The following is a 16,195-nucleotide window of genomic DNA, read 5'->3' on the forward strand; positions in this document are numbered from 1 at the left end:
GTATCCGGGGCGTATTTTGAATTTTCAATATGACAGTTTGATGACAAACCTTACATATTTCTTACAAGCAGACTACTAGTCATAAAAAAGCCACCTGACTCAGGTGGCTACATGTTAAATTTGAATGATTTAACTTTCTGCGCGCATGTGCGGGAACAGAATCACGTCGCGGATGCTCGGACTATCGGTAATCAGCATGACCAGACGGTCGATACCAATGCCACATCCGCCGGTTGGCGGCATACCGTACTCCAGAGCACGGATAAAGTCTGCATCGTAGTACATGGCTTCCTGGTCACCCGCTTCTTTGGCTTTCATTTGTGCCTGGAAGCGTGCAGCCTGATCCTCTGCATCGTTTAACTCACTAAAACCGTTGGCGATTTCACGGCCGGTGATAAACAATTCAAAACGTTCTGTGATTTCTGGCTGTTGATCAGAGGCACGTGCCAACGGCGATACTTCTACTGGGTAGTCGATAATATACGTTGGCTGCCAGAGCTGGCTTTCCGCGGTTTCTTCAAACAAGGATAACTGCAAGGCACCCAATCCGGCATGGTCAAAAGCTTTGACGCCAAACTTTAATAACTCTGTACGCAAAAAGTCGGCGTCATTAAGTTGTGCCAGCGTATAGTGCGGCGCATATTTCTGAATCGCGCCAACAATCGTCAAGCGCTCAAACGGCTTGCTCAAATCAACCTCTTTACCTGCGTAGCTGAGTACGGCCGTACCGTTGGCAGCAATGGCTGCGGCGCGAATACATTGTTCGGTAAAATCCATCAGCCATTGATAGTCGGTGTAAGCCGCGTAAAACTCCATCATGGTGAACTCAGGGTTATGACGCACGCTGAGGCCTTCATTACGGAAGTTACGGTTGATTTCAAACACGCGCTCAAAACCACCCACAATCAGGCGTTTCAGGTAGAGCTCTGGCGCAATGCGCATAAACATCTGCATATCCAGCGCGTTGTGATGCGTCACAAACGGCTTGGCTGAGGCGCCCCCCGGAATCGGGTGCAGCATAGGGGTTTCAACCTCAAGAAACTCGTTGTCGTTCATGAACTGGCGAATCGCCGCCACGACTTTTGAGCGGGATTTAAACGTCGCGCGGGTTTCTTCTGAGGTGATCAAATCGACATAACGCTGGCGGTATTTGATTTCCTGGTCTTGCAGGCCATGAAATTTTTCGGGTAATGGGCGCAGCGATTTGGTGAGTAAACGCAGTTCGGTCACATGCACAGACAGTTCGCCGGTGCGGGTTTTAAACAAGCGGCCGCGGGCGCCCAAAATATCACCCATATCCCAGTGTTTAAAACGCTCGTAGAGCTCTTCACCGATTTCATCACGTGCGACATAGAGTTGAATACGCGCAGTGCTATCTTGAATGGTCGCAAAACTGGCTTTACCCATCACGCGCTTAAGCATCATGCGACCAGCCACGACGACGACAATCTCTTGCGGGTCCAGTGTTTCTTTGTCACTGGTGGCATAAGCCTCTTGCAACGCGGCGGCTTTGTGCTCGGGCTTAAAATCGTTAGGAAAAGCAGCTGTTTGGCTAGCCTGGGCTTGTTCGCGCAATACGCGCAACTTTTCGCGACGCTCCGCAATCACGTGATTCTCATCAACGACTGACTCTGTCGCGTTGTCTGGGGTGGAGTGTTGTGCTGTCATAAATATCCGGCAATCGTCTACGTTATTCGTAAACCGACTATTTTAGCATTGTTACATCCAATTTTTGGACTCTTGATCAGCGGGAGCCTCATGCTTTTCAGGCAAATGGATGCGCATCATAAAACCATGTGGGCTAAGATTAGTTGCCCTGACGAACCCACCATGTGCCTCAACGATGTGCTTAGTCATGGCCAGGCCAATGCCATGGCCTTCTACTTGCGACGCACGACGGCCACGCACAAACGGTCTGAAAATCTGCTCCAGCTCTTGCGGCTCTACCCCCTGGCCCTGATCTTCCACCTCCAAGATCACTTCACTAGTACGGGCACTGTGTTGCAGCGTGATGGTGACCACGCCATTTTCCGGGCCATATTTCACGGCATTTCGAATCACATTATCTATCGCCCGTTGCAGTAGCTCCAACTGGCCATCGACCACCACCACATCTTCAGGCATATCGAGATGCAGCTTGGCATCCTGTTTTTCAAATAACACATCGCCAACAATGCCTGTCAGCAGCCCTTTTAAATCCACTTCGGTTTTTTGTAGTTTTTGCATGCCAGATTCAAAGCGAAAAATTTCCAGCAACTCAGAGATCATCCGCTCCATGCGCACCGCTTCCAGCTCAACACGCTGCAACGAACTTTGCATTTTTTTGGGATTTTGCATCACCAGACCCACCGACATTTGGATCCGGGCCAAGGGCGAACGCAGTTCATGCGACACATGATGCAGCATTTTAGATTGGCTTTTGATCATATTGTTCAAGCGTAACGCCATCAGATCAAACGCCTGACCTAACTCAGAAAACTCATCGTGACTGGCCGTAATTTTAGGGGTGACTCTGACCAGCAGATCGCCTTCTGCAGCGCTTTTAAGATGTTCAAGCAATAGCTTGATGGGATGCGAAATTGACCAGGCTAGCACACCGGAAAAAATCACACTGGAGACGATACTGAAAAAAAAGACTGTCAGGGGCAAGCCTAAAAATCGTCTCTCAACGGTTTGGGCACTGACCTGAGGCACAGAGGTGACGGTTGTTGAATTAGTCGCGCAGCCAGCCTGAGCAACACACGCTGGCGAGACACCGTGATGTACGGGAATTTGTTGATGCGACTGCCACTCGACCAGGCTGCCGACGATGATGCCGGTGGAGATGAGCGCCAGAAAAAATGCTACAAATAACTTCCAGAACAGGCGCCCCATAACCCTCGCATTATTTTACTTACTCTCTAACTAATTGATACCCGACGCGATAAATGGTTTGGATCACATTCACACCACCAGATACTTCTGATATTTTTTGACGAATACTGCTCAAATGCACGTCAATACTACGGTCATACTTCACCAATGGACGACCCAGCGCTTGAATAGACAAATCTTCTTTGCTGACGATGGTGCCTGCATGCTTCGCCAGGATTTCAATCAGGCTGAACTCGGTGCTGGTAAACACAATCGGCTTATCTACCCAGAACACTTTTCTGCGCTCGCTGGAAACGACCAGTTGGCCAACCACAATATCATTGCCTTTTGGTGTGTCACTTGTGTGACGGCGCAAAATTGCACGAATTCTCGCTACCAGCTCTCTAGGCAGACAGGGTTTCTGGACGTAATCATCAGCGCCGCCTTCTAGCCCTTCAATACGGCCCTCGTTGTCATCTTTGGCTGTCAGCATCAGCACCGGAATATCAGAGTGTTGTCTGATATTGCGCAACGTTTGCAAACCATCCTGGCCCGGCATCATCACATCAAGAATCACCAGATCGAACTTGCCGGCCAGCACATATTGCTCTCCAGTCAGTCCATCGTGCGCAGTTGTTACGGTAAAGCCTTCTTGCGTCAGAAACTCCTTCAGCATATTGGCCAATTCAACATCATCGTCAATCAACAGCAGCTTGCTCATTTATGTCCTTTTTTGAAAGATAACACAAGGCTTATCCAAATATTTAGCCCCGGAATATTATGAACAATTAAATTGATTAACAAGCGTAAATCGCCCAACTTTACCCAAGTTTTCAAACTGTATCAAAAATGTTAAGCATTTTTAAATTATACATGAATGTTTTCTGATGCAAAATCTCAGTCGGCAGTAAAGGCTTCACACAATTGACTCAAGAGTTGCCCAAACAGCGGCAACACTTCATCTGCGCTGTGTGGGCTGTCATCGTCAGTGGTAGCAATCATGTAACTAATGGTCACTTTGTCCAGATTTTCACGGTACTCTTGCCAGTGCTCAGACTCGGCCTCTGCAATCAATCTAAACTTATGAAAACCTGACTCGATGATCTCGGCCAACATCTCCGGCGCCAGGCCGTCAAATAAGGTTTTACCGATGGTGATCTGCGCCCGGTCGTAATCCGGCTGATGCCCTTCCTGCGTCAGCGGCATGAACAGAAAAGCATACACCATCAAGCCGAAACATTGATAGACGCCCAGCATGTCAAAATCATTTTGCAATTCATCTGCCGGGTGACGATCTGCAGTCTGAATGGCTTTAAAGGTTAAAAAGCTGGCCAGATAATGCACGGACTCTTCGACATCGCCATGCGCAAAAGCGGCAACCGCTTGCGCTTCAGAAGGCGCATCTGCCCGCGTTTGGGCCTGACACAGTTGATGCATAAACCGCAAGCGTTCTTCGTAAGTCATTTCCATGTTGATCCCCTTATTAATCCTGATTCATTCAATATGATCGCGTTATTCAATCTCTGGCAGCGCTTCCAGCTTTTCCTGCACATCCAGCCACTGCTCCTCGATGGCATCGAGTTGTTTTTGATTTTCGCCTTGTGCAATCAAGAGCGATTGCAGTGTTTCGCGCTGTTCGACCTCATAAATCGCGCTATCTGCCAGGCGACTTTCAATCCCCTGCTTTTCTTGCGTGAACTTGGTCAGCTGAGTTTCCAGTGTCGCCAGTGTTTTGAGCAACGGCCTACGCTCTACCAAGCGCGCCTGCCTGTCTGCTTTTTGCTGATGATAGCTGTTTTGCTTGACGACCGCAGGCCGACTGGCCGTGGCTTCTGTTTGCGCCGTTTTGATTAACGACACTTTGTAATCTTCCAGGTCGCCATCAAACACATTGGCTTGGCCATCAGCTACGAGCACAAACTTTTCGCAACAAGTGGCCAGCAGCGTGCGATCGTGTGACACCATGACCATGCCACCTTCATAGGCTTGCAAAGCCATGGACAAGGCATGCCGCATTTCAATATCCAGGTGGTTGGTCGGCTCATCCAGCAAAATCAGGTTAGGCCGTTGCCAAATCAGCATGGCTAATGCCAGGCGTGACTTTTCGCCGCCAGAAAATGGTCCGCAGGCTGTTTTGGCCATCTCGCCCCTGAAATCAAAACCACCTAAAAAATCCAGCAACTCCTGCTCTCGGGTTTGCGTATCCAGCCGCTGCAAATGTTGCAAAGGCGAATCAGTGGCAACCAGTTGTTCTAGCTGGTGCTGGGCAAAATAACCAATCCGTAAATCTTTGCCTTCTACCCGCTCACCTGACAACAGGGTTTCTGACTGCGCCAGGGCTTTGATCAAGGTAGATTTACCGGCACCGTTTTTGCCCAACAACCCAATGCGTTCCCCTGGGCGAATCGCCAAATGGGCCAGCTTGACCAGCGTTTGCCCGGCATAGCCAAGCGCCGCCTGATTCATCACCAATAAAGGGTCGGGGGCGGAGCCTAAGTCACGAAAACTAAAACTGAAAGGTGAATCGACATGCGCGGCACTGATACGCTCCATGCGCTCAAGGGCCTTGATACGGCTTTGTGCCTGCCGCGCTTTGGTCGCCTGCGCCCGAAAACGATCAATATATTTCTGCAAATGCGCCATTTGCTGCTGCTGCTTTTGATAACTGGCCTGTTGCAAAGTCAACTTCTCGGCACGCTGGCGCTCAAAATCACTGTAGCCACCACGATACAAAGTCAGTTGCTGCTGCTCGATGTGCAGAATATGGTTCACGGTGTTATCGAGAAACTCGCGATCATGCGAAATGAGCAGCAAAGTGCCACGATACGCACTCAGCCAGCCTTCTAGCCAGATCACCGCCTCAATATCCAGGTGATTGGTCGGTTCATCTAGCAATAACAAATCCGAGCGGCACATCAAGGCGCGCGCCAGATTAAGGCGCATGCGCCAACCACCCGAAAAATCACTGACTGCACGACTTAACTGCGCTTGAGAAAAGCCCAACCCGGCTAATAAGGCGCTGGCTCTGGCTTCTGCACTGTAGCCATCGATATCCGCCAGGCGCTGATGCCACTCGGCAACATGCAACGGGTCATGGCTATCACCTGCCTCCGCTTGCGCAAGCTTGGCTTGCAGGGTGCGCAACTCTTCATCGCCATCTAGGGTGTATTCGAGGGCAGACTGCGCCAACGCGGGGGTTTCCTGCGCCACATGGGCGATTACCCATTGTGGCGGCATCAGTAACTCGCCAACATCTGCCGTGAGCTCGCCACGCAGCAAGGCAAACAAGGTCGATTTACCTGCGCCATTGGCGCCCGTCAGGCCAACGCGATGCCCGGGGTGCAACTGAAAACTAGCGGCCTCAACCAGTGTTTTACCTGCTCTGGAAAAAGTCAGTTGTTTAAACTGAATCACTGACAATCACTTTCATTTAAAAACAACGTTGCAAAAAGAGTGGCATTTTAAACGAATCACCCCTATTCTGGCTGAATAATTCCGCCCTTAGCAGGGAGTTCTACTGCGGTTGCGCAACTGTTTTCGAGTAAAATAGTCAGTTATCTTTAAACCTCTTCAATCCTTGTTAAACGTCTTTATGCCTTTGCAAAAAATCAAACGCTGGCTGGTTACACTCATGATGGTGATTTTCATCATGCTGGCAGGCATTATTGGCGTCATCCAGTTTTATGTTTTTCCACATATTGACGACTACAGAGGTCGCATTGAGCAAGCACTGAGCCAGTCGCTCAAACAGCAAGTGACTATTGCGCATATCGGTATTCGCTGGCGCGGCCTGGCACCACAAATCACCCTGGGCAAGGTCACAGTGTTTGATACCGAGCACCGCCCTGCGCTGGAATTATCGCAGGTGACGACACGCCTGTCGTGGAGTAGCCTGGTGCTGCTTTCACCTTCATTAGTCAGCCTGAGCATAGACGCGCCCAATTTAGTCATCAGGCGCACCGCTGATGGCGAACTATTTTTAGCGGGCATTTCCATGTCCGGACAAGGCAATCCGGCGTTTGCAAACTGGCTGCTGGCACAGCGGCGCATCAAGGTCTCTCACGCCACCATCACCTGGCTGGATGAGCAGCGTCAAGCGCCCCCTCTCTTGCTTGAAGACCTGAACATTGAAATATTGACACCCGTCTGGCAACGCCTGTTGCACCGGCATAGCATCCACATCGACAGCCTGGTGTCTACCGGCACAAAGCAGCGCATTACCCTCGAGTCTGTCGTGGTCGGGAACGATGTAGCCAAACCCGAAGCCTGGCATGGCGAAATTTCGCTACGCTTGCCAGAAACCGATTTAGCCACCTGGAGCCCCTGGTTAGATTTGCCAGTTAAAGTGCAATCAGGCCAGGGCAATCTGACCACCACGTTGGCATTTGAAGCGCTGCAATTACAACGTTTGGCTGCACAGGTAGCGCTGACCAATGTCGCCGTTAAACCGGCCAACGAGCCACAAACCTTTGTGGCTAAAAGCGTGACTGGCGAGCTACGTTGGCAACGGGTAGAACAACGGTTTATGGTCACCCTCAAGCATTTCTCGGCGAATGTTCAGCCCGGCTTGGTGCTGGAGGATACCAATGGCGAACTGCAATGGGATAACAAAGGCCATGAAGGCACAGTCACGGTTAAAAAATTCAGCCTCGCACAGGGTGATTTATTTGCGCAATGGTTACCGCCAGACTCTCCAATAGCCACTTATCTTGAACACATGGCGCCTGCGGGCAATGCCTCTAAAATCAAAGCGCGCTGGCTTGCGCAAGGCAACCAGTGGCGCGATTACGCCATCACTGCCAACTTTAGCGGCTTGCATACACAAGCCTATGCCAACCTGCCAGGCCTGGATAACTGGTCCGGTCAATTGTCAGTGCAACCAAATGCTGGCAGCGTTGAGTTAGATACCAGCAAGGCCACGATTGAGCTTGCAGGTCTGCTGCGCTGGGCACTACCCATTGACAGCCTGCAAGGCGAGATTGAGTGGCGCAATAACGGGCAGAAAACCTTGATCAGCACCCGCAACCTGCACTTTAGCAATCCACACCTGGCCTTGCGTACCAATATGGAATATCAACTGGGCGCGGCAGGTGGCGACACCATACAACTACAAAGCCAGATTGAGCGTGGCGATGCCAAGTTTGCCCCGTTTTATTACCCGCTCATATTGGGTGAGTCGACCTTGCACTGGCTCGATACGTCTATTCTGGGTGGCCAAATCAGGCATGGTGAAGTGATTGTTAAAGGCCGCGTCAGTGATTTCCCTTATGTCAATCAGGCACACCAGCCGGACCCATCGCTGGGCTTGTTCCGCGTCACCGCGCAAGTGGATCGCGCCAGCCTGGAATATGGCACCGACTGGCCGGTGGTGCAAAATATTGATGCTTTCATGAAATTTGAAGGAAAACGCATGGATATCGCCGTGAAAAACGGCACGACTGTCGGCCAGCACATTACACAAGCACAGGTCGAAATTCCGCAATTGGATGCCGACTGGCCCATGCTCAATATTAAAGCGGCGGCCACCGGCACGGTTGAACAAGGCGTTAAATTCGTTAACACCAGCCCGGTTCGACAAGTCACCATGGGCTTTACCGATTTTTTGAAAACGTCAGGCAATGCCGAACTCAAACTCGGTCTGCAAGTGCCGCTCAATGATGTCGATGCCAGCCAGTTTCAGGGCGATTACAACATTAAAAACGGCCATATTGCCGCCAACCCACAAATTGCCATGCCGGAAATGAGCAATATCAATGGCCATTTAAAATTCAACGAAAAAGGCTTGCAAGCGCAAGGTGTGCAATTATCCATGTTTGATAATCCTGCCAGCGTCAGCCTGAGCACGCGGCCAGACAAGTCGGTGATTATCCAGGGCAGCGGCCGCATCACCGATGCTGCGCTAAAAAAACTGGATAACAACCCGATCACGCGCGCCTTGCATGGCACCACAGACTGGAAAAGCAATCTGTTGATTCAAGCGCCGAATATCCGTCTGGACATCCGCTCGCAGTTGATTGGCATGGCGATTGACCTGCCAGAGCCGGCCAAAAAAAGCGTTGAAACCCCGGCGAATCTGAGTATTCGTTTCCGCCAGGAAAGCAATCAGCCCGACAAGATCGCCATTCATTACAACGATTGGATTCATGCTAACTTTTTGCGCAATGCAAATAATCCAGCCGCCGTCAGCGCCGGTGAAATTGCCATTAACACGCCACCACGTTTGCCAACAGGCGATGGCATTAATTTGCGCGCAGACTTTCAAAAGCTCAATGTCGATGAGTGGCTGGCTTACCTCAATCAGGGCAGTGGCAATCAGGCGACAGAATCCTCTTCAATCGCATTGAATCAAATAGAGCTGACCGCAGGCACTTTGCATGTCTTTGACCGCAACCTGCATCAGATCAAGTTAAACATCTCGCCAGAAAACGAGCGGCTCAAACTCGCCGTACAAAGCCAGGAGCTGGCGGGTGAGGCGGACTGGATTGCAGGCAAACCCAGCAAACTGGTGGCTAAACTGAATTATCTGCGTATCCCCCGCAGCATGGATACCGATAGTACGGTCAATCCGGCTGAAGTACGTCGTTTAGACCTGACTTACCCTGAGCTGGACATCACGGCGCAAGACTTCCAGTTTGGCGATAAACAACTGGGCAGCCTGGATTTAAAAGCCTACAACAGCGGTGAAAGCTGGGTGATACAGCGCATGAATATCAGCAACAGCGACAGCCAGCTCACCGCAGACGGCACCTGGCGCAACTCGGTGCGCAGCCCGCAAACCATGCTCAAATTTAACCTGACCTCAAGTAACCTAGGCAAAACCCTGCAGCGCTTTCAGCCTGGCGGCGAGATGGTGAAAGGCGGCACGGGCAATATGAACGGTCAGCTTGGCTGGCCAGGCAGCCCACACGAGTTTGCCGTAGAACGTCTGGATGGGAATTTCACTATGCAGCTTGAAAAAGGCCAGATTTTAAAAGTGCAGCCAGGCGTCGGTCGTTTATTGGGATTATTGAGCTTGCAAAGCCTGCCACGTCGATTAACCCTCGATTTCCGCGACCTGTTTAGCGAAGGCTTTGCGTTTGACAAAATCACCTCTACCGCCAATATTAAAGATGGTATTTTGCGTAGTAACGACCTGTTTATGACTGGCCCTGCCGCCGAGGCTAGCATTAAAGGCGAAGCCAATTTAAAAGCAGAAACGCAGCGCTTGCGGGTAAAAGTAGTGCCACATATTAGCGACTCGGTGTCGCTGGCCGCACTGGCTGGCGGCCCGATTGTGGGTGTGGCTGCGTTTGTGGCGCAAAAATTACTCAAAGACCCGCTTAACAAAATCAGTGCCAGTGAGTATATGATTACAGGCACATGGGATAATCCGCAGGAAGCGGAGGTGGATAAAAAAGCACCCGCCCCGGCTGCACAGCCCTTGAAAGGCCTGCATTAATGCCAATATTATTATTTCAATGGAAAATTTGCCATGGCAGACAAAAAAACTAAAAAACTCAAATCAGCCGCCAGTGATGACATCGTCAAAGTCGCCGCGGTTCAAATGGCTTCTAGCCCCAATGTGGCTGCGAATTTGGTCGAAGCTAAGCGCCTGATCGAAATGGCGGCCAAAGCCGGTGCCAAACTGGTGGTGCTGCCAGAATACTTTTGCATCATGGGACTGAAAGAATTTGATAAAGTCACCATACGTGAAAAACAAAATGATGGCCCGATTCAGCAGTTTTTGAGCAAAACCGCCAAGGCTTTTAAAATCTGGATCGTCGCTGGTAGCGTGCCGCTCGAAAGCCATTACGCGAACAAAGTGCGCAATAGCTGCCTGGTCTATAACGACAAGGGTGAGCAAGTGGCGCGCTATGACAAAATCCACCTGTTTGGTCTCGATATGGGCACCGAGCATTACCACGAAGAAAACACCATAGAGCCTGGTGACACGGTGGTGACGGTAGAGACGCCATTTGGCCGTATCGGCCTGTCGATCTGCTACGACTTGCGCTTTCCCGAGCTGTTCCGCGCCATGGGTGAGGTCGACATGATCGTGGTGCCCTCGGCATTTACCGAAACCACCGGTAAAGCGCACTGGGAAACGCTGGTGCGGGCACGCGCGGTAGAAAACCTCAGTTATGTCATTGCCTCAGCCCAAGGCGGCTACCATTTATCTGGCCGCGAAACCCACGGCAACAGCATGATTGTAGACCCTTGGGGCGTGGTACTAGATCGCCTGCCACGTGGCTCAGGCATTGTGGTTGCCAATGTGAACCGCAACTATATTAAAAACCTGCGCCAAAGCTTGCCAGCGCTCAAACACAAAACGATTAAGGCGATTTAATGAAAACACTGAGTGCCAAGCTGGCACTCTTTGCTACAAATCGACTCCAAATTTCACGATTACAACAAGTGACTTAATATGCAAACGCTACTCACCACCGCCAACGACTTGCTACTACGCCCCGCCGGGCTGGATCACAGCGCTTTAACCAATGTATTGTCTGGCATGATGACGCACAATATTGACTATGCTGACCTGTATTTTCAATATAGCCGTAGCGAATCGTGGGGGCTGGAAGAGGGCCAGGTAAAGTCTGGTAGCTTTAATATCGACCAGGGGGTAGGCGTGCGCGCCGTAAGTGGCGAAAAAACGGCGTTTGCCTACTCTGATGACATCCACCTCGATGCCTTGCAACAAGCGGCAAGTGCCACGCGCGCCATTGCCAACCTGGGCCAGGAAAAAACTGGCCACAGCATTATCACACGCAGCCATACCCCGCTCTATTTGCCGCAAGACCCAATTGCCAGCCTGAGTGCAGATGCAAAAGTGAAGCTGCTGGAAAAACTGGAGCGCTACGCCAAGGCGCAAGACCCGCGCATCACACAGGTCATGGCCTCGATTGCCGCAGAATATGAAGTCGTGTTAGTTGCACGCAGCGATGGCGTCATGGCGGGCGACGTGCGCCCATTGGTGCGCTTATCGCTGCAAGTGATTGCCGAACATAATGGCCGCCGCGAACAAGGGTCTAGTGGTGGCGGTGGTCGCTTTGATTACAGCTACTTCACCGATGAAGTCTTGCAAGACTACGCCCAGAAAGCAGTACATCAGGCGCTGGTGAACCTCGACGCACGCCCTGCCCCGGCTGGCAGCATGACTGTTGTGCTAGGCAATGGCTGGCCAGGCATCTTACTGCACGAAGCCATCGGCCACGGCCTCGAAGGTGACTTTAACCGCAAAGGCAGCAGTGCCTTCAGCAATATGATCGGCCAGCAAGTCGCGGCCAAAGGCATCACCATTGTTGACGACGGCACCATACAAGACCGTCGCGGCTCGCTGACCATGGACGACGAAGGCAATGCGCCACAGAACACCGTACTGATTGAAGACGGCATCCTGCGCGGCTATATACAAGACACGCTCAACGCACGCCTGATGAATATGGGCCTCACTGGCAACGCGCGCCGCGAAAGCTACGCACACATCCCCATGCCGCGCATGACCAACACCTATATGCTCAATGGTGACAAAGACCCGCAAGAGATTATCAAGTCGGTTAAAAAAGGCCTCTACGCAGCCAACTTTGGCGGCGGCCAGGTCGACATCACCAGCGGCAAATTCGTGTTCAGCGCAGCAGAAGCCTACATGATTGAAGACGGAAAAATCACCTACCCGGTCAAAGGTGCTACCCTGATTGGTAACGGCCCGGATGTGCTGACCAAAGTCAGTATGATAGGCAATGACATGACGCTGGATAGCGGCGTTGGCACCTGTGGCAAAGAAGGCCAAAGCGTGCCGGTAGGTGTTGGACAACCGACGCTGAAGATTGACGGGCTAACGGTGGGTGGAACGTCAGCGTAATACCGAGAAGTGCATTCATCATTAAATAAAAAAGCTGCCTATCGGCAGCTTTTTTATGACTGAATATTATCGCGCTTTAAGATGGTTGATCCCCAACCACGCAATATAGGTATAACAGATCACCGGCAATACAAAAGCATGATGCAAGCCAATACGGTCAGCGAGCATGCCTGTCAACAATGGCACTACTGCGCCGCCTAAAATAGCTGTTGCCAGCAAACCGGAGCCTTTTTTCTCCTGGCCTGCTTTCAAGCCCTTAATACTCAGAGTGAAAATCGTTGGGAACATAATCGAGTTGCACAAGCCTACCAGTACCATGCTGCCAATGGCGATGACACCCACCGTCTGCATTGAAACCAGGAGCAATAATACAGACAGCAGTGCATGTACCATGAGCACCTTGGCAGGCGCAAATGCTTTCAAGGTAAAAATACCGATAAAACGGCCTATCATGGCACCGCCCCAATAAAGCGCAATCAAAGGGGCCGCTTCAGTTTCTGGCACATGCAGGATTTCCATCACATAGTTCACCAGGAAACTACCGATCGCAACTTCAGCGCCTACATAAGCAAAAATACCAATCACGCCGAATAACAGGCTCTTTTCTTTTAAGACCTCCTGCCAGGTACTTTCATCTGGCGCATTGGTCTCCATGCCAGCCAGGTTCAGGCGCGAAAGCACCAGCGCAATCACGATTAATACCATCGCAATCAAGAAGTAAGGATAAACCACGCCCTCGGCATACACTGAGTTGGTTAAGCCTGAAAGAATAAAATAAGCGCCAAAGAATGGGGCGATAAAAGTCCCCAGGGAATTGAATGCTTGTGCCATGGTCAGTCGTGAAGACGCTGTCTCTTTAGGCCCAATAATAGAGACACATGGGTTCGCAGCCACTTGCAGTAGCACAATGCCAGAAGCCAGTACAAACAATGCGCCTAAAAATAACGCATAAGTATGTAAAAGGACGGCCGGGTAAAACAGCAGGCAACCAAGTGCCGCCAGCGCAAAGCCAACCACCATGCCTTTTTGATAGCCGATGTTTTCAATCAGCTTGCTAAACGGGATAGAAGTCAGGCCGTAGGCAGCAAAAAAACAGAACTGAATAAGCGCTGCCTGGCTATAGGTCAGGGCAAATATAGCTTTGAGATATGGCACCAAAATATCGTTTAAACAGGTGATAAACCCCATCATAAAAAACAATACGGTCAGTGAGGTGAGTGCTTTTTTATACATACGGTCTTTCAATAGCAATAAGCGGGTAACTACACCATAAATAGGCAGGCTTTGGAAGCTGCTTTTATCGCAACCAGGCGTTTTGGCGATGAATACCAGACGCCATTCAACCCCAAACACAAAAATGAAGGCTCAAAATTTAACGCAGATCAAATGGATTGCCGATTAAGGCTTGACGCTGGACGTCGCTCGCTCTTAATATCACTTTACAGCGACCACAAGTCGACGCTTTCACTCACCTCTACACCAAGGAGACATAGTATGGCATCTAGTAAAACTTCCGACGCATCCCCTAAAAAAGTGACCACAGCAAAGAAAGCCGCCGCGCCCAAAATTGCCCCAAAAAAAACTGCGTCAGAAAAAGCTGCCAAGCCAGCCACTTCACGTAAAAAAACAGCCAAAACAGCCATTGTGACCAGTGAAGAGCGCTACAAAATGATTGAAGTAGCGGCCTATTACATTGCGGAGAAAAAAGGCTTTGGTCACAACCATCTAGACTACTGGCTAGAAGCTGAACAAGAGATTAATGCCAAATTGAATGCCTGAAGACTATTCCGGCTGACTCAGACGTGGAATGCGCGGTGCCGACGTGAACTGAATATCGGCACCGCTATGTTGCGCGTATTGTAAAAATCCCAGCACCTCAGGATGGCTTAAACGTAACCCATAGGCAACATAGGGGTACTCCGACAGCGGCACCTGTTTCTGAAAAAACGGCCAGTTGGCGCTTGGGTTATAAAAACGCTCGACCAGGCTGGTGATCGCCAGTAACTCATACTGCCCCAAGTCATTCAGCACCAGCCAGGGGCCGCCTGAATCGCCGACGGTAGGCATGGGCATGGTGTGGTCATATTGATCCATGTCGTTCAAACGGTTCACCGCCAGCAATGCTTTTTCAGCGTGCACCAACTCCTGCGTATAGGCAAACTGGGTTTGCGCTTGCAGGTGTAACATTTCATCCATGTCACGATAGGCTTTAGGCAAAACCTGATAAAAGTCTGATAAATCACGCACGGGTTTTCGTTCACCACAACGCGGGTGCCGAGTATCCGCTTCACCATAGCCGCGCCCATAGCCGCAAATCATGATGAGCTCGGGTAAATAATCGCCCAGGCGGATGCGTAAAGGCTGTATCAGACTATGCACTTTGGCGTCAAACACCAGTACCGCAATATCTTGCGTCAGGTCTTCGGCAACCACGTTAAATGGCCGATAAAACGCCTGTTTGAGCTCAACCTGCTCCATGCCCAACAGCTCGGGCTGAGCAATACCAAGCATGGGCAATCCCAGCGGGCCCGTCAACCGTACCTCTTTCAGGCAATGCGCCGCGGTAATTAAAGTAAGTGGCTTGAGGCCAACAATCGCCGCGCTGCAAATCGAGTCGTAATACTCCCACTTTTCAACCGACTGCAAAAAATGTGCGTGCTGCACATTTAACTTCACGGTAGAAATCGCCATGCCCGGAAATGTTAGGCCGTGAATAATAGCCTGGCTGGAATGCCCCAAGATAAGCCCAAGCGCAAGCCCCAGAGAAGCCAACAGTACAGGCAACACGCGCCTGAATAAAGCCAACCTCAACCGCCGCATAGGCACTACCTGTTAAGGCAAGCCTCTGCTGGCGTTGTTTTTCAACTCAACGGGGCCGAAACAGCTTTCTAGCGAAGGATCATCATTATCACAAACAATAAAACTGCTGCCATCTGGTTTAAACAGCAAAAAACTGGTCTGTTCGCTACCGATTTCAGCGCGTTGCTGGGTACAGTCTGCCGCCTTGTTACTCAGGGTGACTCGGTGATTCAGTTTGAAAAAGCCTTGTGCATCAGGCTGCGGCGTGACGTCATAGTGCTCCTCCAGTTGCTCATCACCACTGGTCAATACCGCGGAGCCATCTTCTTTAAACCAATAGGTTTCCAGGCAACCGCTTTCCGGCACACGAGACTCCCAATACCCAATGACGGGATGCTTGAGTGAGCGTGGATCAGCTTCGGCGACCACCTGCATGCTCGCCAGCAAGCTATAACAGGCAAACAATAATGTCAAAAAGGTACATGTTTGATGCTTGTGCTGATAACGCATTGCAACCCCCATATTGGCATGATGAAAAGCAGTCACTTTATTGTTAGGCAAAACGCAAGCGCTACCCAGTGAATGATTCCTGATAAACCACACCAGATTTCCCTGCCGTGTTGCTCACAGCAATAGCACCCTAATCAACAGGCAATAAAAAACCCCGGACAGGTCCGGGGTTTTGAGCGAATCAGCGCG

Annotated in this window: 12 protein-coding genes; 4 read left to right on the forward strand and 8 right to left on the reverse strand. The window is 50.8% G+C overall.

What is annotated here, in order from left to right:
• Window positions 1-129 precede the first annotated feature (129 nt).
• From lysS to E6Q52_RS07675, 5 genes are all read right to left on the reverse strand, one after another.
• Window positions 130-1,668, reverse strand: coding sequence for a lysine--tRNA ligase (gene lysS / locus E6Q52_RS07655; RefSeq protein WP_292820688.1), 1,539 nt, complete (start codon window positions 1,666-1,668; stop codon window positions 130-132).
• A gap of 51 nt (window positions 1,669-1,719) precedes the next feature.
• Window positions 1,720-2,874 (reverse strand): ATP-binding protein, encoded by a 1,155-nt coding sequence (locus tag E6Q52_RS07660; RefSeq protein ID WP_292820691.1) that lies wholly within the window; start codon window positions 2,872-2,874, stop codon window positions 1,720-1,722.
• 19 nt (window positions 2,875-2,893) lie between these two features.
• Window positions 2,894-3,574 carry a response regulator transcription factor gene (locus tag E6Q52_RS07665; RefSeq protein ID WP_292820695.1) on the reverse strand — a complete coding sequence of 227 codons (681 nt, stop codon included), beginning with the start codon at window positions 3,572-3,574 and terminating at the stop codon, window positions 2,894-2,896.
• 176 nt (window positions 3,575-3,750) lie between these two features.
• On the reverse strand, window positions 3,751-4,323 hold the full coding sequence (locus E6Q52_RS07670) for a hypothetical protein (protein WP_292820698.1): 573 nt from the start codon (window positions 4,321-4,323) through the stop codon (window positions 3,751-3,753).
• A 42-nt stretch (window positions 4,324-4,365) separates the two neighbouring features.
• Window positions 4,366-6,267, reverse strand: a complete 1,902-nt coding sequence (locus E6Q52_RS07675) for an ATP-binding cassette domain-containing protein (protein WP_292820701.1) — start codon at window positions 6,265-6,267, stop codon at window positions 4,366-4,368.
• Between the two features lie 178 nt (window positions 6,268-6,445).
• Here E6Q52_RS07675 and E6Q52_RS07680 point away from each other — a divergent pair, with 178 nt between their 5' ends.
• From E6Q52_RS07680 to tldD, 3 genes are all read left to right on the forward strand, one after another.
• Window positions 6,446-10,291 carry a YhdP family protein gene (locus E6Q52_RS07680; RefSeq protein ID WP_292820704.1) on the forward strand — a complete coding sequence of 1,282 codons (3,846 nt, stop codon included), beginning with the start codon at window positions 6,446-6,448 and terminating at the stop codon, window positions 10,289-10,291.
• Window positions 10,292-10,324: 33 nt separating this feature from the next.
• Window positions 10,325-11,179 (forward strand): carbon-nitrogen hydrolase family protein, encoded by an 855-nt coding sequence (locus tag E6Q52_RS07685; RefSeq protein WP_292820707.1) that lies wholly within the window; start codon window positions 10,325-10,327, stop codon window positions 11,177-11,179.
• A gap of 78 nt (window positions 11,180-11,257) precedes the next feature.
• Window positions 11,258-12,697, forward strand: coding sequence for a metalloprotease TldD (gene tldD / locus E6Q52_RS07690; protein WP_292820710.1), 1,440 nt, complete (start codon window positions 11,258-11,260; stop codon window positions 12,695-12,697).
• A gap of 66 nt (window positions 12,698-12,763) precedes the next feature.
• Here the strand turns inward: tldD and E6Q52_RS07695 are convergent, their stop codons facing one another.
• Window positions 12,764-14,050: a sugar MFS transporter gene (locus E6Q52_RS07695; protein ID WP_292820713.1), complete on the reverse strand. Its 1,287-nt coding sequence runs from the start codon at window positions 14,048-14,050 to the stop codon at window positions 12,764-12,766.
• Window positions 14,051-14,191: 141 nt separating this feature from the next.
• Between E6Q52_RS07695 and E6Q52_RS07700 the strand changes: the two genes are divergently transcribed.
• Window positions 14,192-14,476 carry a DUF2934 domain-containing protein gene (locus tag E6Q52_RS07700; protein ID WP_292820716.1) on the forward strand — a complete coding sequence of 95 codons (285 nt, stop codon included), beginning with the start codon at window positions 14,192-14,194 and terminating at the stop codon, window positions 14,474-14,476.
• Between the two features lie 3 nt (window positions 14,477-14,479).
• Here the strand turns inward: E6Q52_RS07700 and E6Q52_RS07705 are convergent, their stop codons facing one another.
• Together E6Q52_RS07705 and E6Q52_RS07710 are read right to left on the reverse strand one after the other, a co-directional pair.
• On the reverse strand, window positions 14,480-15,388 hold the full coding sequence (locus E6Q52_RS07705; protein ID WP_292820719.1) for a hypothetical protein: 909 nt from the start codon (window positions 15,386-15,388) through the stop codon (window positions 14,480-14,482).
• Window positions 15,389-15,529: 141 nt separating this feature from the next.
• A complete protein-coding gene (locus tag E6Q52_RS07710; protein WP_292820722.1) occupies window positions 15,530-16,006 on the reverse strand; it encodes a hypothetical protein in 477 nt (158 codons plus the stop codon).
• Between the last annotated feature and the right edge of the window lie 189 nt (window positions 16,007-16,195).

This window comes from Methylophilus sp. (assembly GCF_008015755.1).
GTDB lineage: Bacteria > Pseudomonadota > Gammaproteobacteria > Burkholderiales > Methylophilaceae > Methylophilus.

Bases quoted from the DNA above. Each gene is read 5' to 3' on its own strand.
- E6Q52_RS07710 (WP_292820722.1), bottom strand. From the start codon at position 16,006: ATGCGTTATCAGCACAAGCATCAAACATGTACCTTTTTGACATTATTG.
- E6Q52_RS07685 (WP_292820707.1), top strand. From the start codon at position 10,325: ATGGCAGACAAAAAAACTAAAAAACTCAAATCAGCCGCCAGTGATGAC.
- E6Q52_RS07680 (WP_292820704.1), top strand. From the start codon at position 6,446: ATGCCTTTGCAAAAAATCAAACGCTGGCTGGTTACACTCATGATGGTG.
- E6Q52_RS07660 (WP_292820691.1), bottom strand. From the start codon at position 2,874: ATGGGGCGCCTGTTCTGGAAGTTATTTGTAGCATTTTTTCTGGCGCTC.
- E6Q52_RS07700 (WP_292820716.1), top strand. From the start codon at position 14,192: ATGGCATCTAGTAAAACTTCCGACGCATCCCCTAAAAAAGTGACCACA.
- E6Q52_RS07705 (WP_292820719.1), bottom strand. From the start codon at position 15,388: ATGGCGATTTCTACCGTGAAGTTAAATGTGCAGCACGCACATTTTTTG.
- tldD (WP_292820710.1), top strand. From the start codon at position 11,258: ATGCAAACGCTACTCACCACCGCCAACGACTTGCTACTACGCCCCGCC.
- E6Q52_RS07665 (WP_292820695.1), bottom strand. From the start codon at position 3,574: ATGAGCAAGCTGCTGTTGATTGACGATGATGTTGAATTGGCCAATATG.
- E6Q52_RS07670 (WP_292820698.1), bottom strand. From the start codon at position 4,323: ATGGAAATGACTTACGAAGAACGCTTGCGGTTTATGCATCAACTGTGT.
- lysS (WP_292820688.1), bottom strand. From the start codon at position 1,668: ATGACAGCACAACACTCCACCCCAGACAACGCGACAGAGTCAGTCGTT.